At 51.8% G+C, this 20,865-nt stretch carries 18 protein-coding genes; 13 read left to right on the forward strand and 5 right to left on the reverse strand.

Annotation, left to right across the window (positions count from 1 at the left end):
* The first annotated feature begins 135 nt into the window (after positions 1-135).
* Positions 136-1,797, forward strand: a complete 1,662-nt coding sequence (gene rho, locus I2H39_RS20780) for a transcription termination factor Rho (RefSeq protein WP_138306515.1) — start codon at positions 136-138, stop codon at positions 1,795-1,797.
* Between the two features lie 5 nt (positions 1,798-1,802).
* On the opposite strand, the gene mscL is transcribed toward rho, so the two are convergent.
* Positions 1,803-2,255 carry a large-conductance mechanosensitive channel protein MscL gene (gene mscL / locus I2H39_RS20785; protein WP_138306516.1) on the reverse strand — a complete coding sequence of 151 codons (453 nt, stop codon included), beginning with the start codon at positions 2,253-2,255 and terminating at the stop codon, positions 1,803-1,805.
* A gap of 169 nt (positions 2,256-2,424) precedes the next feature.
* Between mscL and I2H39_RS20790 the strand changes: the two genes are divergently transcribed.
* From I2H39_RS20790 to nth, 8 genes are all read left to right on the forward strand, one after another.
* Positions 2,425-3,606 carry an L-threonylcarbamoyladenylate synthase gene (locus I2H39_RS20790; RefSeq protein ID WP_138306517.1) on the forward strand — a complete coding sequence of 394 codons (1,182 nt, stop codon included), beginning with the start codon at positions 2,425-2,427 and terminating at the stop codon, positions 3,604-3,606.
* Between the two features lie 23 nt (positions 3,607-3,629).
* A complete protein-coding gene (locus tag I2H39_RS20795; protein WP_138306518.1) occupies positions 3,630-4,322 on the forward strand; it encodes a FadR/GntR family transcriptional regulator in 693 nt (230 codons plus the stop codon).
* A 258-nt stretch (positions 4,323-4,580) separates the two neighbouring features.
* Positions 4,581-6,041 (forward strand): NAD(P)/FAD-dependent oxidoreductase, encoded by a 1,461-nt coding sequence (locus tag I2H39_RS20800; protein ID WP_195627424.1) that lies wholly within the window; start codon positions 4,581-4,583, stop codon positions 6,039-6,041.
* A 3-nt stretch (positions 6,042-6,044) separates the two neighbouring features.
* Complete coding sequence (locus I2H39_RS20805) at positions 6,045-7,277, forward strand: FAD-dependent oxidoreductase (protein WP_195627425.1); 1,233 nt, start codon at positions 6,045-6,047, stop codon at positions 7,275-7,277.
* Positions 7,271-7,657 (forward strand): DUF1667 domain-containing protein, encoded by a 387-nt coding sequence (locus tag I2H39_RS20810; RefSeq protein WP_138306521.1) that lies wholly within the window; start codon positions 7,271-7,273, stop codon positions 7,655-7,657. Before I2H39_RS20805 ends, I2H39_RS20810 begins: the two co-directional genes overlap by 7 nt.
* A 140-nt stretch (positions 7,658-7,797) precedes the next feature.
* Positions 7,798-8,292 carry a dCMP deaminase family protein gene (locus I2H39_RS20815; RefSeq protein WP_138306522.1) on the forward strand — a complete coding sequence of 165 codons (495 nt, stop codon included), beginning with the start codon at positions 7,798-7,800 and terminating at the stop codon, positions 8,290-8,292.
* Positions 8,293-8,296: 4 nt separating this feature from the next.
* Complete coding sequence (locus I2H39_RS20820; protein WP_195627426.1) at positions 8,297-10,084, forward strand: DUF4080 domain-containing protein; 1,788 nt, start codon at positions 8,297-8,299, stop codon at positions 10,082-10,084.
* A 56-nt stretch (positions 10,085-10,140) separates the two neighbouring features.
* Positions 10,141-10,836, forward strand: coding sequence for an endonuclease III (gene nth, locus I2H39_RS20825; RefSeq protein WP_138306524.1), 696 nt, complete (start codon positions 10,141-10,143; stop codon positions 10,834-10,836).
* A 10-nt stretch (positions 10,837-10,846) separates the two neighbouring features.
* Here nth and I2H39_RS20830 read toward each other — a convergent pair whose 3' ends face one another.
* Genes I2H39_RS20830 through I2H39_RS20845 form a run of 4 tightly spaced genes read right to left on the reverse strand, consistent with a single transcriptional unit; the run spans position 10,847 to position 15,964 of the window.
* Positions 10,847-12,409 (reverse strand): helix-turn-helix domain-containing protein, encoded by a 1,563-nt coding sequence (locus tag I2H39_RS20830; protein ID WP_195627427.1) that lies wholly within the window; start codon positions 12,407-12,409, stop codon positions 10,847-10,849.
* Positions 12,387-14,198 (reverse strand): sensor histidine kinase, encoded by a 1,812-nt coding sequence (locus I2H39_RS20835; protein WP_138306526.1) that lies wholly within the window; start codon positions 14,196-14,198, stop codon positions 12,387-12,389. Before I2H39_RS20835 ends, I2H39_RS20830 begins: the two co-directional genes overlap by 23 nt.
* A 51-nt stretch (positions 14,199-14,249) precedes the next feature.
* Complete coding sequence (locus I2H39_RS20840) at positions 14,250-15,290, reverse strand: ABC transporter substrate-binding protein (RefSeq protein ID WP_227147018.1); 1,041 nt, start codon at positions 15,288-15,290, stop codon at positions 14,250-14,252.
* Positions 15,291-15,295: 5 nt separating this feature from the next.
* Positions 15,296-15,964 carry a cyclase family protein gene (locus I2H39_RS20845; protein ID WP_138306528.1) on the reverse strand — a complete coding sequence of 223 codons (669 nt, stop codon included), beginning with the start codon at positions 15,962-15,964 and terminating at the stop codon, positions 15,296-15,298.
* Between the two features lie 235 nt (positions 15,965-16,199).
* Between I2H39_RS20845 and I2H39_RS20850 the strand changes: the two genes are divergently transcribed.
* From I2H39_RS20850 to I2H39_RS20865, 4 genes are all read left to right on the forward strand, one after another.
* Positions 16,200-17,111, forward strand: coding sequence for an amidohydrolase family protein (locus tag I2H39_RS20850; protein ID WP_195627429.1), 912 nt, complete (start codon positions 16,200-16,202; stop codon positions 17,109-17,111).
* 51 nt (positions 17,112-17,162) lie between these two features.
* Positions 17,163-18,290 carry an ABC transporter substrate-binding protein gene (locus I2H39_RS20855; protein WP_138306530.1) on the forward strand — a complete coding sequence of 376 codons (1,128 nt, stop codon included), beginning with the start codon at positions 17,163-17,165 and terminating at the stop codon, positions 18,288-18,290.
* A 98-nt stretch (positions 18,291-18,388) separates the two neighbouring features.
* Entirely contained in the window at positions 18,389-19,915 is a 1,527-nt protein-coding gene (locus I2H39_RS20860) for a sugar ABC transporter ATP-binding protein (RefSeq protein ID WP_138306531.1), read from the forward strand.
* Complete coding sequence (locus I2H39_RS20865; RefSeq protein WP_138306532.1) at positions 19,912-20,862, forward strand: ABC transporter permease; 951 nt, start codon at positions 19,912-19,914, stop codon at positions 20,860-20,862. The genes I2H39_RS20860 and I2H39_RS20865 overlap by 4 nt, the downstream gene beginning before the upstream one ends.
* Positions 20,863-20,865: the final 3 nt, after the last annotated feature.

Consider the following 20,865-nt stretch of genomic DNA (forward strand, 5'->3'; position numbering starts at 1 on the left):
GTTAGTCCCTGAGCAATTCCCAAATCTGGAATAAACCCCGAATTTGAATGAACAGAAGATAATGTAAACATAGACAGAAGGTGTACACCGGCTTTTTTTGCGGGTGAAGAATTGATTTTAATAAGGAGAGATACTATGCGTGAAAAACTGCAGACCCTGCCTCTTTCAGAGTTAAAGGAAATGGCCAAGAGCCGTGGAATTAAGGGCATTAGTTCATTGAGAAAGGCAGAAATCATTGATTTGCTCTGCGATGAGGCGGAGAAAAACCCGGAGGTAAAGCCGGCAGAGATAAAACGGGAGGAGAGGACGGAAACAGCCCGCAGCCAGGAGACGCCCCGGGGTGCGGAAGGGTCCCGCAGCCAGGAACCATACCGTTCCCAGGACCAGTCCCATGCCCCTGAACGCAGCCAGTTAAGGAGCCAGGATTATCAGGAAAACCGCAATGACAGCAGAGGAACAGATAACCGACGCCCTATTTCAAGAGGGTATGACAACAAGTACGCACAGAACAGAACCCAGTCACCCAAACCCCATGGAAATAACAGCCAGAACAGCAGCATGAGCCAGAACAGCACCCCTTCGCAGAACGAGGGAGAGCGCTTTTCCAGGGCGGACCAGAGAAATGATGCAATTGGACTTTCCGGCCAGGATATGGCCGAGCTGGACAGCGGGATTGAGGCAAACGGCATACTGGAAGTTATGCCGGACGGATTCGGATTCATCCGCTGTGAAAATTTCCTTCCCGGTGAAAACGACGTCTACGTGGCTCCGTCCCAAATCCGCCGATTTAATCTGAAGACAGGGGATATTATAGTGGGAAACCGCAGGGTGAAGTCTGCAACAGAGAAGTTTGCAGCCCTGCTCTATATCAAGACCGTAAATGGATATTCGTTAAGCGCTACGGAGACAAGGCCCAACTTTGAGGACCTGACCCCTATTTTTCCCAACAGGCGCCTCCATATGGAAACGCCTGGCGAGAAGAATACAGTGGCCATGCGTGTCCTGGACCTTCTGGCTCCCATAGGCAAGGGCCAGCGTGGTATGATTGTATCACCGCCCAAAGCAGGTAAGACGACTCTGCTGAAGCAGGTTGCCAAGGCTGTCACCACCAATAATCCGGACATGCATCTGATGATTCTTCTGATAGATGAGCGCCCTGAGGAGGTTACGGACATAAGGGAGGCCATTGTGGGCCCCAATGTGGAAGTTATCTATTCTACCTTTGACGAGCTGCCGGACCGTCATAAGAGGGTATCCGAGATGGTAATTGAACGGGCCAAACGTCTGGTGGAGCACGGACGTGACGTCATTATTCTGCTGGACAGCATTACCAGGCTGGCTAGGGCATACAACCTGACCGTTGCACCCAGCGGCCGTACATTATCCGGCGGTCTGGACCCGGCGGCCCTGCATATGCCAAAGCGTTTCTTCGGTGCAGCCAGGAACATGCGCGAAGGCGGAAGCCTGACCGTTCTGGCCACGGCGCTGGTGGATACCGGAAGCCGTATGGATGATGTTGTGTATGAGGAATTTAAGGGCACCGGCAACATGGAGCTGGTGCTTGACAGGAAACTGTCTGAGAAACGAATCTTCCCGGCCATCGACATATTAAAGTCCGGTACCAGAAGGGATGACCTTCTGCTGACCAGGGAGGAAGCAGAGGCAGTGGATGTCATCCGCAAAGCCACCAATTCCCTGAAACCCGAGGATGCAGTGGAAAAGATACTTGACCTTTTCGCAAGGACCAGGAATAACAGGGAATTTGTGGAGAATGCCAAGCGGATTCGGTTTTACTAGGATTATCAGGCCATGTCCCTGCGTTCCTTTAGCAGGTCGCGGATTTCAGCCAGAAGCTCTTCCTGTGTGGGACCGGCCGGGGCAGGAGCCTCCTCCTTTGCCTCTTCTTCATGGCGCAGACGGCTGCTGATAACTGCAACTGTCTTAATCATGAAAAACATGCATACGCCGATAATGAGAAAATCCAATATATTTTGTAGGAAGCTGCCATAGAGAATGGCGGCTTCTTCCACTTCTGCCCCGTTTACCGTGGCCGCGGGATGGATGACGTATTTGAGTGTGTTGAAGCTGGCTCCGCCTGTCAGGGCGCCCAGTATGGGCATCAGAATGTCATTGACAAGAGAGGTCACAATCTTACTGAAAGCGCCGCCGATAATGACGCCCACAGCCATGTCGATGATGTTGCCCTTGAGGATGAATGCCTTGAATTCTTTCATTACGTTGTTAATATTGCTCATTGGTAAAGCCTCCAATCATTTGTAATAACTTAAGTTTACACGAAATGCCCGCAATCTTCAAGAGAGGGGAGCCGGTTAAAGGGGATTTCCCGGCTTTACATTGGCTGTAGCGGGTGCTAAAATAGACTGGACATAGAGCAGACGCCATTTAACAATCGAGGTATGAATCATGGAAACAAAAAGAATTACGATAGAAGACAGGAATCATATAAAGGATGAGGAGCTGAAGGAGGCGGCCGGCATACTGCGTTCAGGGGGCCTGGTGGCATTTCCCACGGAAACCGTATACGGCCTGGGCGGCAATGCCCTGGATGAGGATGCAGCAAGAAAAATCTATGCGGCAAAAGGAAGACCTTCCGATAATCCCCTCATTGCCCATGTATCATGCATGGAGGAAGTGGCCCCCCTTGTAAAGGAGATACCTGAGGCAGGGCGGAAGCTGATGGAGGCTTTCTGGCCAGGTCCTCTGACCATGATATTTCCCAAGAGCGACAGGGTGCCCTACGGAACAACCGGAGGACTGGATACAGTGGCAATCCGTATGCCGGACGACCCGGTGGCGAACCGGCTTATTGCCCTGGCCGGAGTGCCTGTGGCTGCGCCCAGCGCCAATACATCCGGCCGTCCAAGCCCCACTACGGCCGACCACGTATGGCAGGATATGAACGGCAGGATTGAGATGATTATTGACGGGGGACCGGTGGGAATCGGGGTGGAGTCCACCATCGTGGATGTATCATCTGCGGTGCCGGCCGTTCTCAGGCCGGGAGCCATTACCATGGAAATGCTGCAGGAGGTTCTGGGGGAAGTGAGCGTGGACCCGGCTATCCTGGGTCCTCTTTCCGCAGATGTAAGGCCAAAGGCACCGGGGATGAAGTATAAGCACTATGCTCCTAAGGCAGACCTTACACTGGTGGAGCCGGAAGGCCCGGCCCGGACGGCTGGCCCGGCCCGGATGGCTGATTCCGTGCGGACGGCTGATTCCGTGCGGATGGACGGTGCAGACCGGAATACGGCCGCCGACCAGGCAAATGGTTTAAATGAGAAGCAGCTCCAGGCCATGATTTGCAAGGTGCAGGAGCTTGCCCGTGAGAAGCTTGAGGCAGGATACAACGTGGGAGTTATCTGTACAGATGAGTCCAGGCATTGTTACACAGATGGAATCGTCCGCAGCATAGGCGCAAGAAAAAGCCAGGCATCTGTGGCTCATAATCTTTACGCCCTGCTCAGGGAATTTGATGATTTGGATGTGGATTACATATTTTCGGAGAGTTTCCCGCAGGACCATCTGGGGCAGGCCATAATGAACCGGCTGTCCAAGGCGGCAGGATATAAGATTGTAAAGGTATAATATAATACCGGGCAGGAGGAGACATGGAAAAACAGACCTTGGGGGAGGTTGCATCCCGGAAGCTTCTGGAGATGATACATAGGGACGGCTATGCGGCCGGGGACAAGCTTCCCACGGAAGCAGAACTGGTGGAACTTCTGGGGGTTGGCCGCAATACGGTGCGGGAAGCACTGAGAATCCTTATGTCCAGAAATATCGTTACCATACGCCAGGGTTCAGGCACTTTTATTTCAGATAAGAACGGGGTGTCCGATGACCCCCTGGGGTTTGCCATGATAGAAGACCGGAGAAAACTGACAGAGGACCTGATTCAGGTGCGTGTTATGCTGGAACCCCCCATTGCAGCCCTGGCAGCTCAGAATGCCACTGCGGAGGACATCCGTGAGCTGGAGGACATACTTCTGGGGCTGGAGGAACGGATGATACGGAGAAAAGACTATTCAGACAAGGATTCGCAGTTTCACGCCCAGATTGCAAATTGTTCCCACAATCTGGTCATGACCAATCTGGTGCCGGTAATTACAGACGGCGTCCGTGTCTTTGCTGGCGCTGTCCAGGAAACAGAGTATGAACAGACACTTAAATCCCACCGCAGGATATTTGAGGCCATCCGGGATAGGAAACCCGTGGAAGCACAGCAGGCCATGTACTTTCATCTGATGTATAATGATAACCGGTATAAGGGTGAAATGGGGGATGGGGAGCAGGAAAGATGAAGTAAGGAATTCAGGAGACTGGTTGTGTTCTTTGTTTTGTACAGAGAACACAGCCGGCCTTTTTTATTGCCGAATGATGGATTTAGATAAGCGGTGGATTATATTTAAAATGTTAGGATAATCCCTTTTGGATATATTCATCCTATAAATATTCCTGTTTTGAGCAATTACATATTGACTACACCTGGCAAATGTGGTAAAAATAAACTATATTCATGGGATGAATTTTGCCATTAATCCTTTAGGAGGAAAAGCAGGATGAAACAACTGTATGACGTAATTATTATTGGCGGCGGCGTGGTGGGCAGCGCCATTGCCAGGGAGATGTCCAGGTACCGTCTTAAAATAGGCGTATTGGAAAAGAACCTGGACGTGTGCTATGAGACCAGCGGCAGAAATTCCGGCGTGGTCCATGGCGGGTTTGCCTATGACACCGGCTCATTGAAAGCACGGCTCTGCGTGGAGGGCAATCAATTCATGGGACAACTGGCAGAGGAGCTGGATTTTAAGTTCATCCGCTGCGGCAAGGTGCTGGTGGGCAATACGGTGGAGGATATGGAAACCCTGAAGCGGACCATACGGCAGGGAGAAGAAAATGGTGCCTCAGGGCTGGAACTGATTGGAAAGGAGCGGCTTCATCAACTGGTACCGGCTGTGGTGGGGGAATTTGCCATGTTTTCCGCTGGCAGCGGAATCGTGGACCCATTTGGCTACACCATAGCTCTGGCTGAGAATGCCCATGCCAACGGGGTTTCCTATTATTTCGGCCATGAGGTGACAGATATACAGAGGGACAGCGAAGGCAGCTATATTATCACAACCCCAAAGGGGCAGTTTTACACTAGGTGGGTTGTGAACAGCGCAGGGCTGGGATGCGGAAAAATATCTGATATGCTGGGAATCCGCGGGTATAAGGTGATTGGCTCCAAGGGTGATTATATCATTCTGGACAAGCGCACAGGCCCCCTTCTTCCCATGCCTGTATATCCTGTTCCCAGTAATACATACATGGGAATCCATGTGACCAACACTACGGACGGCAATGTCATCATTGGTCCCAATGCAGAGCTGGTAACGGATTTTACATACTATGGAGTGCCCCGGGAAAATATGGATTACCTGGCCAGGAGCGCTTCCGGCCTGTGGCCCTGCATCCATAAAAAGGACTATATCCGCAATTATTCAGGGATTCTGCCCAAATGGGTGGACGAGGACGGGGTTATCCAGGACTTTAAGATAGAAATAAGGGATGACATTGCTCCGCACGCCATTAACCTGGTGGGCATTGAGTCGCCCGGACTCACGGCGGCAGTACCCATTGCCCGTCATGCAATCAGTCTTATGAAAGAAAGAGAGAAGCTGGCATTGAATCCGGAATTTAATCCTGTGCGCAAAGGAATTCCCCGTTTCGCAGAGATGACAAAGGAAGAGCAGGAACAGATGATCAGGCAGAATCCTGATTACGGCCAGGTGGTGTGCCGCTGCGAAAAGGTAACCAGGGCGGAAATCCTGGCAGCCATCCATAATCCATTGGGAGTGGATACCATGGCAGGAGTCAAATACAGGACGCGTTCCATGATGGGACGGTGCCAGGGCGGGTATTGCCAGATGCGTATTGCACAGATGCTGGAAGAGGAGCTGGGAAAAAAGGAAACAGAAGTAAGGTATGCCAGAAAAGATTCACAGATGTTTTTCGGCAAAGTACGGGAGGAGGCGTAGGGAATGGAGATAGATGTTATCGTTGTTGGAGGCGGACCTGCCGGACTGGCTGCAGCCGTCCGGTTATACAGGAAAGGAATCCGTAACATCTTGATTGTGGAGCGGGAAAAGCAGCTGGGGGGAATCCTCCGGCAGTGCATCCATGACGGTTTTGGGCTGACCCGTTTTAAAACCACGCTGAGCGGACCGGAATACGCCCAGAGGTTCATTGATGAGGTGGAGGAATTAGGGATTCCCTATATCACCGATGCAACTGTGCTGGAGGTGGCGGAAAATAAGACTGTGACAGCTGCCACACGTCAGGGGCTCAAGGTTTGGAAGGCAAAATCCGTCATTCTCACCATGGGATGCAGGGAACGCACCAGAGGCGCTTTGGGAATCCCGGGTGAGCGGCCTGCCGGTGTATTTACGGCAGGGGTTGCCCAGGCTTATATTAATCTGTACAATGTGATGCCTGCAAAGGAGGTGGTAATCCTGGGGTCCGGAGACATCGGCATGATTATGGCCCGAAGGCTAACTTTAGAAGGCGCCCATGTCCAGGCCGTGTTTGAGATTCAGCCCTATCCCAGCGGCCTGCCACGTAATGTGGAGCAATGTCTGAACGATTACGCAGTTCCGCTGTACCTGAGCCATACGGTTACGGCTGTCCACGGGGACAACCGTCTGACAGGCGTCACGGTGTCCCGGGTGGACGAGCATTTAAGACCTATTCCGGGAACTGAAAGGGAGTATAAGTGCGATACACTGATACTTTCCGTGGGCCTGATTCCGGAAAACGAATTATCGCTGGACGCCGGCATAACCCTGGATGACAGGACAAAAGGCGCTGTGGTGGATGAGCATTTCCAGACAGATGTGGAGGGGATTTTTGCTGCCGGAAACGTGCTTCATGTCCATGATTTAGTGGATTTCGTTTCCATGGAAGCAGAGAGTCTGGCAGATTCTGCGGCAGAGTATGTGCAGAAGGGGAGCCTGCCCCCCTGCCCTATTGAGATAGGTACGGACAGCCATATTAACCATACGGTTCCGCAGCGGGTGAGCGGCACCAGGGACTTTAAGCTGTCCCTGCGGGTAAACAGCCCTTTGAAGGAATGCCGTATTGAGGTAAGACAGGACGGAGCAGTGGTGGCATCAAAGAAAATGAAGAAGGCGATACCGGCTGAAATGATTGAACTGACTGTTAAGGCAGATAAACTGATGTCCCGGAACCGGCTGGAGGTGAGTGTTGAATGTTGAGAGAATATACATGCATTATCTGTCCCAACGGATGTGATATAAGGGCGCAGATTGAAGAACAGGAAGACGGAACCAGGCAGATTTGCTCTGTGGAAGGCGCTGCATGTCCAAAGGGAAGGGCATATGTGGAGCAGGAGGTGACGGACCCGCAGAGGAACATTGCCACATCCGTATTGGTAAGAGGAGGCATCCTTCCGCTGGCCAGTGTGAGGCTGACAAATCCCATTCCACGGGACCGTATTTTTGATGCAATGCAGGAGATAAAGAAATGTACGCTGACTGCCCCTGTGAAAGCGGGGACCGTTGTCATCTCCCGTTTGCTGGGATATGACACGGATGTGATTGTGACTAAGTCAGTGCCTGAGACTGGATGCAGGTAAGGTTAGCGCTGAGGCTGTAAAAGTAAACCGCCCCGCGGCAGCTGAGGCACCGCCATATTCACCTAACTTTGTTGATTAAATAAGCGCGGAATGTTATAATCCATTCACAGACAGAGGAAAAAAGATAAAGGAGGAAAAAGATGACAGGAAAACGCGCTGATTATATAACATGGGACGAATATTTCATGGGGGTGGCCCTGCTGTCGGGCAGACGTTCCAAGGACCCCAGTACCCAGGTGGGAGCCTGTATTGTCAGCCAGGACAATAAGATTCTGTCCATGGGCTACAATGGTTTTCCAAAGGGGTGTTCGGACGACGAATTTCCCTGGGGCAAGGAAAACGAGAAAGAGGACCCTTATAATTCCAAATATTTCTACTCCACACACAGTGAGTTAAATGCTATCCTTAATTACAGAGGCGGAAGCCTGGAGGGAAGCAAGCTCTACGTAACCCTGTTCCCCTGCAATGAGTGCGCCAAGGCCATTATCCAGGCCGGAATCAAGACCATTGTATTCAGGGAGGATAAATATGCGGACACGCCAGCGGTAAAGGCGTCCAAGCGCATGCTGAACGCAGCAGGCGTGCGCTATTATCAATACCAGTCAACAGGCCATAAAATTGAGCTAGAGGTATAGTCCCATGAAAATACTGCTGGCGGCTGTCAATGCTAAATATATACATTCCAATCTGGGGATTTACAGCCTGAAGGCCTATGCAGACCAGGCTTTTGGAGCAGGAGGAGAGGGCTTTGCCGCCCCGTCTGTTGAATTGGCTGAATATACCATCAACCATCAATTGGATTTGATTCTCCAGGATATATACAGAAGGGAACCGGACGTAATCGCCTTTTCCTGCTATATCTGGAATATAGAATATATCCGATATCTGGCTGCGGACTTAGGAAAAATACTGCCGGATGTCCCCATATGGCTGGGAGGGCCGGAGGTATCCTTTGACGCAGAAGGGGTGCTTCGCAGTATGCCGGAGGTAACCGGCATCATGAAGGGGGAGGGAGAGGAAACCTTTGCACAGCTGACCGGATATTATGTGGATAAGTGGGCCGGAAAAGAGGGCGGCAGTGGAAAACGCCGGGTAAACGGACAAGCCGGCCTGGAGAATATACCAGGACTTGCCTTCCGTCTTCCAGAGGGTTCGCTGGCAGACACCGGCATCCGTCCGGCCATGGATATGAGCCGGATTCCCTTTCCTTATAAGCATATGGACATAAAGGAATTGGAGCACCGCATTATTTACTATGAGAGCAGCCGGGGCTGTCCCTTTTCCTGCAGCTACTGTCTGTCCTCCATTGATAAAAGCGTACGGTTCAGAAGCCTGGAGCTGGTGTTTGATGAGCTGTCCTGTTTTCTGGAGGCCAGGGTGCCCCAGGTAAAATTTGTGGACAGGACCTTTAACTGCAATAAAAAACATGCCATGGCCATATGGCAGTTTATCCGCAGGCAGGATAACGGGGTGACTAATTTCCATTTTGAGATTGCAGCTGACCTTCTGGATGAGGAGGAAATAGAACTTCTGGGACAGATGCGCCCCGGCCTGGTACAGTTGGAGATTGGCGTCCAGTCCGCGAATCCGGCCACACTTAAGACCATACGCCGCAAGACTGATATCGGCGGGATACGCCGTATTACCGGTACAATCAACAGGGGACATAATGTCCACCAGCATCTGGACCTGATTGCAGGTCTGCCCCATGAGAACCTGGAATGTTTCCGGCATTCATTCAACCAGGTATATTCCATGGAGCCGGAACAGCTCCAGCTGGGATTTTTGAAGGTGCTGAAGGGCTCTTATATGGAAGAAATGGCATCCTCCTATGAGCTGAGATACTCCTCCAGGCCGCCCTATGAGGTCCTTTCCACCAGATGGCTGTCTTACCGCGACATTCTGGAACTGAAGGGCGTGGAGGACATGGTGGAGGTGTATTATAACAGCAGACAGTTTGTCCATACCCTGACTGCGCTTGCGGCAAGATACGGCTCACCCTATGAGATGTTTCTGGATATGGCTGCATTTTACCGTGAAAACCGTCTTGCCGGCATCAGTCACAGCCGGATAGCCAGATACGAGATACTTTACAGTATCATAGCCAGGCATGAGGCAGCGCAGAGGGATGCTTCTGTTATGGAAATGTTCAGGGACCTCCTTATGTATGACCTGTATCTCAGGGAAAATGTGAAAAGCCGTCCCTCCTTTGCACGCGACCAGAGTCCCTATAAACAGGCTGTCCGGGCGTTTTTCCAGAGGGAGGAGGAATCGCCCCGGTACCTTACGGATTATGAAGGGTATGATTCCAGGCAGATGAGTAAAATGGCCCATATTGAGGCCATGGGCGACGGAAGCCTGGTGCTGTTTGATTACAGGCACAGGGACCCGCTGACCTATAATGCAAGGGCAGACAGGGTACAGTGACAGAGATTTAGATGTTGTAAATACAACGAAAATGTTGCCATGAAAGGATTGGATATATGCAGCAAGACACCATTACAGATAAACCAGGGAACGGAAAAAAAGCTGGCAGGGAGACAAAAGCAGAACAGGCAGCCCGCATTGAACGTATTCTGGCTGCACTGGACCGGGAATACGGTACGGAATACCGGTGTTACCTGAATCATGAGACTCCCTGGCAGCTGCTGATTGCGGTCATCATGAGCGCACAGTGCACAGATGCCAGGGTGAATATCGTCACAGCTGATTTATTCCGGAAATACGATACCCTGGAGAAGTTTGCCGCGGCGGATTTAAAGGAACTGGAGCAGGATATCCATTCCATTGGGTTTTATCACATGAAAGCGAAGAATATCATCGCCTGCTGCCGGGACCTGGTGGAACGGTTTGGGGGAGAGGTGCCCGGGACCATAGAGGAACTGACCTCCCTGGCCGGCGTTGGACGCAAGACAGCCAATGTCATACGGGGGAACATATACAATGAACCAAGTATTGTGGTGGACACCCACGTGAAGCGCATATCCAGGAAGCTGGGCCTTACAAAAGAGCAGGAGCCGGAAAAGATTGAATACGACCTGATGAAGGTGCTGCCAAAGGACCACTGGATTCTGTGGAATATACATATCATAACCCTGGGCCGCACCATCTGCATTGCGAGACGCCCTAAATGCCGGGATTGTTTCCTGCGGGAGGAATGTCCGGGCAGGGAAGACTAGAGCAATCCCCTTACCTCCGGCTTTGGAACTCCGAAGGCGACTTTCCATAATATCGTTTGAATGCGGCGCTGAAATAGGCCGCATTTTCATATCCCACCCTGGATGAAATCTCATACATTTTCATATTGGTATTTTCCAGCAGTCCCCTGGCCTTTTCCATCCGTATCTTTATCAGATAATCTGTAAATGTGATGCCTGTTTCGCTCTTAAACACCGTGCTGAAATAGGAGGTGCTTAAACAGACCGCCCCGGCCACCTCCTCAATGGAAAAGGAGGAGGACATGTAGTGGTTCTGGATGTACAGGAGGGCCTGGTCTATGAGCCTTCCGTAACGGCTTTTATTGATGCGGATGCTGTCGCATATTTTGAACAGGTTCAGCTTCAGATTTTCAATGTTGGATTCCAGGGTGCCTCCGGCGGCCACCTTCTTAAATTCCTCAATGGGATTGCGGAATATGTCCTGAAGATTGATTCCGGATTCACCTAGTTCCTTCATCAGATGGGTATAGAAGCTTCCCAGGGAAAATGTCATATACAGATAGCTTTCGCTTCCCTTCTGATAGAGCCACGTCTTTAACTTCTCCAGCTCCTGGGTAATCCCTTCTTTATTCTGCTCCTTGATGAAAGTAATGAGCCGGGTATCCGGGATGGGGTATCCATGGCTGTCCTCCGGCCCCTTGCAGATATAGGACTCCACTTCCTCGTAAAAGATATCTGCGTTGGAGCCCTTGATAAAATGCAGCTTGCATGCCTCATGGCAGGTTTTCACGCTTTTGTGGAGCCTGTGGATTCCCTGGACAATGCTGCCCGAAGCAATGCTCACATCACAATAGCTTCCTTCGTAGGGAAACTGTCTGCGTATGGAGTCCACCAGGATTCTGCGCTGTACGCTCAACTCCATTCCGGACCGGGCGGTGAGACAGACGCTGTAGCTGTACTGATGGGATTCCAGCAAATAAAGGCTGTCCTTAAGCAGAATCTGGTTCAGGGCTGAAAACCTGCGCTCTGAGGCGTACCGGATGTCGTCGGACAGCTTGCTTAGGCTGTGCTCGTCCAGCTCCACCTGTATGTAACAGCACCACGAACCAGGCTCCAAATCCAGTTCAGTCCACACGCTGTCCCCCTCTGCTGCCGCTGTTTCCTGGACCGCCATGTTGCGCAGCAGCTGGGTGGCCATCAGGCGCTTGTCGTGGTGGAACTGCTGGCAGTGGGAGACTGCATTGGACAGAATCCGGTTCATGGCCTCCAGGTCAATGGGTTTCAGTATGTAATCCAGGGCCCGCAGATGCATGGCTGTCCTGGCATATTCAAAGTCATCATAGGCGCTGATAATGAGAATCACGATATTGGGGTTTAAGTCCTTTGCCAGCCCGGACAGCTCCAGTCCATCAATATATGGCATACGGATGTCGGTGATAAGGATGTCGGGGGGATTAGCCTTCATCTGGTTCCAGGCATCCTGCCCGTCGGCAGCAGTACCGGAGAGACAGATACCCAGCCCCTCCCAGTCAATCTGACGGGACAGGCCTTCCAGTATGATTTCATTGTCATCACAGAGCATTGCCTGGAACATATGTATCATCTCCTTTCAGTTTTGGAATCCTTACAGTTACCTCGGTGCCAAAATCCTGCTCCGACGTGATGGTAATGCCGTAGCTGCTTCCAAAGAGGATATGGACCCGCTCATTGACATTGTAGAGCCCGTACCCTGAGTCCCTCCGGTCCGGGTGGGCAGTTGTGTCCAGCTGCCTCAGCAGGCCATCCAGGGTAACACGGTCCATGCCCCTGCTGATATCCTGTACGGACAGCACAAGGCTGTCCTCGTCCTCGTAAATGCGGACCTGTATAAAGACCTTCTGCCCCGGCATGGGCACTGCGTGGGCAATGGCATTTTCAGCCAGAGGCTGTAAGAGCAGCTTAAGGGTACGGTAGGAATACAGAACAGGGTCGCATTCAATGGCATATTCGAATTTCTTGCTGTAAATCATATTGGTGATGAACAGGTAGCTGCTTATGTGCCGCAGCTCTTCTTCTATGGTGATGATTTCATTTCCCTTGCTGAGGGAAATCTTAAACAGCGTGGACAGCTCGTTGAGCATTTTTTCCGCGTCCCTGTTTTTGTCCATCCTCAGCAGCCACATGACGGAATCCAGGGAATTGTAGAGAAAATGGGGCTGTATCTGGGCCTGGAGGGCCTTTAGCTCTGAATTCTTAAGCTTTTTCTGCTCCTCGTAAATCTGGTTGATAAGCTTCTGAATCCGTTCCAGCATCTGGTTGAAATTTTTGCCCAGCCGTCCGAATTCATCGGAGGAGTGATAGGTGTAGCGGACAGAGAAATCCCCGTTTTCCACATCCTCCATCATTCGGTAGAGAATCTGCACTGGCTTGTATACGGACTGGGATATGAGCATGGCCGCATACAGGGAGGAAAAGGCAATAATCAGAAGAAGCAGCATGACAATATGGGTGATGTCCTTGCTGTTCTGGGTCAGGAATCCCCGGTCTATGATGCCTGCAATCCGCCAGTTGGAATTCATCAGGGTACGGCTCACCACCAGGTACCCGCTGTCAGGCACAACCATGGATTTTCCCACGGCAGAGCCGGTGGATTCCAGAATATGGGATACCAGGCTGGGAGAGATATCAATGGGATAGTGAAGGTCGTTGCCTGCATTGGAGCGGAACAGGATGCCGCCCTCCTGGTCAATGATGCAGATGACCCCGTTGTTGAGGCTGTGCTTGATTTTCTCAGTAATGGCGTCCTCCTTGATGTCGGCCGCCACAATACCGTTAACCATACCGGAAGCCTTGTCCACCACCGGCTGACCCACGGTAATAAAGTTGTCACTGATGGAGCTGCGGACAATGAAGCTGCCTTCGTGGGAAGGGAACCAGGTGGCCTCCTCGCTGCCTGCTATGGTTTTGTACCAGGTAGTTTCCCTCTGGTCCTCTGATTTGAAGGAGTAGTAGTTGGATTTGTAACGCCCCCCGTTCTGGCCGAATACATACACCCCGAAGATATCCTTGCGGTAGGTGGAGATGGAGGCCAGTTCCATGCTGCCCGCCAGGTCATTGGAATACTGGTCGCGGATGGAGTCAAAATCCATGCGCAGGTATTTCTGCATCTTGATGTCGCCGGTCAGCATGCCGCAGAGACTCCAGGCATCGCCCAGCAGACTGTCAATATCATCACAGACCAGGTCAATGGTTTCGATGGAGGACTTTTCCGTCATGTTAATGATGAAATTGGTATAGAGATGATAGGCGGCAATCCCCACCAGGAGCACAGGGATGCAGGACAGTGTTACAAAGGAAATCAGCAGTTTCCTGCGGAATGAAAGCTGTCGGAAGAATTTTTTCATGAATCCCGTTTCCTTTCCGGTATTACATAGCAACCGTTCTAAGGGCTGCTATTAATAAGCGGTGAGCGCATACTCGGCCGCATTCTCAGCCGTGATGATTTGATAGGGAATCATAACCATGGGAAAGGGCTTGCAGTCACGTTCCATCTGCTGAATCAGGAAGGCTGCGATGAATCCCCAGCGGGGGTTGCTCTCCACCGTGCCCAGATATTCCCCGGCAATGATGGCCTTGCACACATCCTGGATGCCGTTGATGGACACAATGGCGATTTCCCCAGGCGGCAGCCCGGCCACCTTGATGGCCTGGAGGGCTCCCAGACCGTCCTCATCGCTGTGGGCAAAGACAGCGTCTATGGTCTGGCCCCGGTTGGCGGCTTTGATAAGGGCGTTTTCCATTGCTTTTTGGGCTGTTACACGGTCAAAATTACCGTATTCCACATCAATGATTTCCATGTTGGGATACTGCATAAGGGCCTGATGGAATCCCTTTGAACGTGCCTGGGCTCCGGGCGAGCTTTCGGTGCCGTAGATTTCCACGATGCGGCAGGGCTGATTCCCGAATTTATCCGCCAGAAGACCGGCGCAAATCTGCCCCTCCTTCAGATAGTCCGCGGAAATAAGGGACACATAGTAGCTCTGGTCAATGGTTTCGGCTGACTGGTCTATGAGGATGACGGGAATGCCTGCATCCTTGGCGTCCTGGAGCACCGGGGTCAGGGCCGACAGGTCCGCAGGCACGATAACCAGATAGTCCACTCCTTCCCGAATCAGGCTGCGTATATCCTCCAGCTGCCACTGGACGGAATAGTCCTCAGGCTCGTGGTAGATAAAGTCCATCCCATTGGGAATCAGGGCCTCGCGGAAACTGTTGATTTGGGCGGTTCTCCATGGATTGTCGGTTTCTATCTGGGAAAATCCCACATGGAGGCCGGAGCTGTCAGCCGGCTCCGGCTCCCAGTTTACAGCCTGGTTGGAGGTGTCATACAGGGTTATTCCCAGGATAATGCATAGGGAGCAGATGATAAGGAGACACCAGTGTTTTTTAAGCAGTGACTTGGACCGCGTCTTAAAATGCAGCATAAACCGTGACATAGGCATCAGTACTCCGCCCACATGGTAACCGGTGAACTGTCAATGCCTTCAATTATCAAAGGGATGGCGGCTGCCTTTCTCAGAAAACCGGACGGGAGCCCTTCCATATTCACATCCTCAATGATACAGATGTAGTGGTTGTGGTACATGCCGAGCATGGTCTGATGGGCCAGGTCGCCGTCCTCTGTATCGCTGTAGGAGGCCAGTGATACAAAGTCCAGGGCCACTGCCTTCAGATGGCTCATGCGGTCCTGAAGGTATGCGGCCAGCTGGCTGCTGACAGCGGGACCGTTGTGTTCATAGACCTCAGGCTTTTCACTGCGGTATTTCCAGAAGCCGGTGCGGATTAAAAGCAAATCAGCGTCTTTTATGTCCTCACTGTGGGAAATCAGGTCCTCAGGCATGACCTTTTCTCCCGGTTCCTTTGGTATGTCCAGAAGCAGGGGCCTGTGAAAGAAAAAATGCTCAAAGGGAACCTGGTCCAGGGAAATGCCCTTTCCGTAAAAATGCATGGGTCCGTCCAGATGGGTTCCGTAGTGGTTGAACAGATGGATGGTACAGGTGTTGGCCGTGTCGCCTCCGGCAATGGAGGTATGCGGTTCCAGGCTGAATGTGGGGTTGCCGGGCCAGGTGGGCTGCCCCTGTTTTATGGGATACGATAACAACTGATACATAAAATCCCTCCTTACGATAAAGATATCATCCGAATGCAACAGTTCAGTCATGTACGGCTGGACTGATATCATTAAATCACGATTTACAGGGAGCGTCAATAAGATAGGATGAAATCAAAACATATTCCAATCAAATCATATATACATAAAAATATGGTCATAGTATACTAATGACATCCGAAAAACAGTGCTGTTAAAGTGCAATATACACAAACATACAGGTAGGGGGAGTTAGATGGATGTAATTGATATTCATGCCCACATATACGAACGGGTGGCGGGAATCACCCAGGGACAGCCCATGTCCTCCGCTAATCTGGGGCGGGTTTTTATAGGAAATGAGGAAGTGCAGTTTTTGCCTCCCTCCTTTGAACAGACCCGCAGTACGGCGGAAATGCTCATCGCCTACATGGACTGGTGCGGCATTGAGAAAGCAGTTCTCATGCCCAATCCCTATTACGGATACCACAACCGGTATTTTGCGGAGAGCGTCAAACAGTATCCGGACCGGTTGAGAGGCGTGGCGCTGGTTGACATAATGAAAGGACAGAAGGCTGCCAGCGAACTGGCATCCATCTATGACCAGGGAATTCTGTTTGGTTTTAAGGTGGAGGTGGACAGCACCTTCCAGTGCGCTCCGGGAACCCGCCTTTCGGATTCCGGGCTGGCCCCTGTGTGGGACTGCTGCAACCAATACCGGCAGCCGGTGTTCATCCACATGTTCCGCACAGAGGATATTGGGGACGTGGGTTTCCTGGCCTCAGCCTATCCCAATATCAGCTTTGTCCTGTGCCATATGGGGGCGGATGCCTGTTTTAAGAAGGGGATGCCTGAATCCAATTACAGGGAAGTGCTTAACCTGGTAAAGAACCATTCCAATGTTTACATCGACACCTCCACCGTACCCGTGTATTTTGATGAGGAATACCCCTGGCCCTCTTCCGTGGAAATCATAGAGGCCTGTTACCGCCATGTGGGACCGGAGAAAATGATGTGGGCTTCGGATTATCCGGGCATGCTGAACCATGGGACCATGAGGCAGCTGATTCATCTGGTGGAGAAGCACTGCAGCCATATACCGGAGTCCCACCGGCAGATGATTATGGCGGACAACGCCAGACGTTTGTTCTTTGACAGCCAGAAGTAACTCCCGTATAACGGGTATTATGTTAGAAAGAAAAAAAGGAGAAGATGAATTATGAGAAAAATGTTTACAGTAGGTTTGGCAGCAGTAATGGCAATGGGCCTGTGCGCCTGCGGTTCGCAGAAAGCAGCGGAGACAACGGCAGCGCCTGCAGCGGCAGAGACCACAGCAGCAGCGGCCCAGGAGGAAAAGAAAGAAGAGAAGGAAGAGGCCACACAGGCCCAGGCTTCGTCTGAGGCAGCCGGCGGGGAAGGATATGTGGTGGCCCTGTGCAACTATTCCATCGGCAACTCATGGAGGGCCCAGATGGAGCAGGAGTTTGTGGCTGAGGCGGAAAAGCTGAAGGCAGAGGGAGTGGTAAGCGAATACTACATCACCAATTCCAATGAGGATATCAACAAGCAGATTAGCGACATGCAGGATTTGATTACAAAGAAGGTGGACGCCATTGTCATCACGGCTGCTTCCCCCACGGCCCTGGCACCTGTGGTAGAAGAGGCAACCGAGGCTGGAATCAAGGTTGTTTCCTTTGACAACGTGGTAGAGACAGACGAGCAGGTTGCCACGGTAGGTATAGATGAGAAGGAATTCGGCCGTATCGGTGCAGAGTGGCTGGTGGACAAGCTGGAAGGCAAGGGCAAGATTGTGGTTCTGAACGGTATCGCGGGAACAGCCACCGACTCCCTGCGCTGGGGCGGTGCTGAGGAAGTGTTCAAACAGTATCCCGATATTGAGATTCTGGGCTCCGCTAACGCATCCTGGGACTATGCACAGGGCAAGGCTGCCATGGAATCCATGCTGTCCGCTTATCCGGAAATCGACGGCGTATGGTCACAGGGCGGCGCCATGACACAGGGGGCAATTGATGCATTCATAGCAGCTGGCCGTGACCTGGTTCCCATGACAAGCGAGGGCAACAATGGCGCTATCCGCGCATGGATTGAGAACAAGGATAAGGGGCTGTCCTGTATAGCGCCATCCAATCCCACCTATACCAGCGCCGAGGCTCTGCGCGTTGTCATCAAAGCCTTAAACGGCGAGGAAATCCCGGAGAACGTGGTCATGGATATTGAGACTGTAACAGAAGAAAACGTAGACCAGTATTACCGTGCGGATATGCCAGACAGCTTCTGGGTACTTACAGAGCTGGACGATGCGACTCTTCAGAAGCTTTACAAGTAGTCAGGCGCAGTAACTGGGGATTATGGACAGGCCGATGGAAATCGGCCTGTTTTCCACATAAGGACCATGTCTGTTCCGGAGAGAGAAGGAGGTTAACAGTGGCTGAAGAGATTTTAAAAATGGTCAATATAACAAAACGGTTTGCCGGAATAACGGCCCTGGACCGTGTACAGTTTTCCTGCAACAAGGGGGAAGTCCATGTGCTGGCCGGGGAAAACGGGGCCGGAAAGAGCACCATACTTAAGATTCTGGCAGGAATCCATGAGGCGGATGAAGGGGAAATATATTTCCACGGCAAAAAGGTGGTTATCCGCAATCCTGAGCAGTCCCAGAAACTGGGAATCGCCATGGTGTTCCAGGAGCTGACCCTGGTGGGGGAAATGACGGTCTGGGAGAATATCTACCTGAACCAGGAGCCGGTTACCTGTCTGGGGAGAATCAACAGAAAGGAAATCAAAAAGCGCATTCAGGAGGCCATGGACCGCTATGGAATCCATATTGACCCGGATGCCGTGGTAGAAAGCCTGCCGGTAGCTGAACAGCAGATGGCGGAAATCCTTAAGATTCTGGTCAGGGACCCGGAGCTGATTATCCTGGACGAGCCCACATCCGCATTGGCCAAGAAGGAGGTAAAGCAGCTGTATCAGATTATCCACAACCTGATTGCAGACGGAAAGACCATTATCTTTATTTCCCACCGCCTGGAGGAGCTGTTTGAGCTGGGCGACCGGATTACCGTATTCAAGGACGGATGCTACATAGGGACCAGAAACATGGACGAGATAAATGAGGATGATTTGATACGGATGATGGTAGGGCGTTCCCTGAACAATGTATTTCCGCCGCCCGTATGTGAAGTGGATGAAAGCCAGGTTATCTTTGAGGTAAAGAACCTGGCGGATGCAGGCCATAAGCTGAACCGGGTCAGCTTTCAGGTACATAGGGGGGAGATACTGGGGGTGGCCGGACTGCAGGGACACGGACAGACAGAGCTGCTTAATTCCATCAGCGGACTCTATCCCCTGTCTGAGGGGGAAATGATTGTAAATGGCAAACAGGTAAACATAAGAAACGCAGGCCAGGCCATTGCAAACGGAATCGCCCTGGTGCCCTCGGACCGGAAGAACCAGGGACTGATGCTGGAACTTTCCAACCGTCACAACCTGTCCGTATCCAGCATGAAAAAACGAATGAAGGGCTGCTTCATTGACAAAAAGGCGGAGCAGGCATTCAGCGAATCCATGACAGCAAAGCTCTCCATTAAAATGGGAGGTCTGGACCTGCCTGTATCCAGCCTGTCAGGGGGGAACCAGCAAAAGGTGGTCCTTGGCAAGGAGCTGGCAACAGAGCCCAAGGTCATCCTCTTTGACGAGCCCACCCGCGGCATTGATGTGGAGGCAAAACGGGAATTCTATCAAATCATGCATGACCTGGCGGCCCAGGGAGTGGCCGTTGTCATGAATTCCAGCGACATGATGGAGGTAATCGGCATGAGCAGCCGGGTGATTGTCATGTACGAGGGCAGGATATCCGGTATCCTGGAAAAAGCGGAGCTGACAGAAGAACGAATCATGCAGCTTGGCATGGGACTTGAAAAGAACAGAAAGGAAGGTGAGGAAGCGTGAAAGGCGGACTGAATAAGAATTTCTGGCATAAACATGGGCATACAGTCATCATATATGTGTTCCTGGCAGCGCTCATGGTTTTTGTAAGCGCATTTAATAAGGACTTTTTCACCCTGGGGAATTTTAAGAACCTTCTGCGCTCCTCCTTTCCTCTGCTGATGGCTGCCCTGGGGCAGACACTGATTATACTCACAGGGGGCATTGACCTGTCACTGGGAGGAATCGTGGCGCTGTGCAATGTGGTCTGCGTTCTGGCCATGAACCCGGATTCTGCCTGGGGTTTTATCCCTGCCCTTGGGGCGGCGGCAGCAGTGGGGCTGGCCTGCGGGGCTGTAAACGGGGCTCTCGTCACAAAAGGACGCCTGGCGCCCATCATTGTAACCATAGCAACCACAGCTGTGTTTGACGGCATGGCGCTGCTGCTTATGCCCAATCCGGGAGGCAGTGTGCACAAGGCCTTTGCCAGGTTCCTGACCAGAGGATTCTCCGGAGCCGTACCCTTTCTGCTGTTCCTTGTCATTCTCTGCCTGGTGCGCAGTCTCGCCAACACCACTCCCTACGGTAAGGCCCTGAGGGCCATTGGAGGCAGTGAAAATGCAGCCTATTCCACAGGTATCCGGGTGGGAAGAATAAAATTCCGGGCCTATTGTCTGGCCGGGCTCCTGTGCGCCATGGCAGGAATCTTCCTGAGTGCACAGATGAATTCAGCCGATGCCACCATAGGAAAAAATTATGCCATGAATGCCATCACTGCCACGGTGGTGGGCGGAACAGCCATGACAGGCGCAGTGGGGGACCCCCTGGGAACCATAGCAGGCGTGTTCATCATTTCCATTATCAACAATATGCTGAACCTGTTTGGCGTTTCTTCATTTTACCAGTTCATATGCCAGGGTCTGATACTGATTGCAGCCCTGTCGCTGAGCGCGCTGCATAAGAAGCGTTAGAGC

Source organism: Clostridium sp. 1001283B150225_161107_B6 (assembly GCF_015556325.1).
In the GTDB taxonomy this organism is placed as follows: Bacteria; Bacillota; Clostridia; order Lachnospirales; family Lachnospiraceae; genus Enterocloster.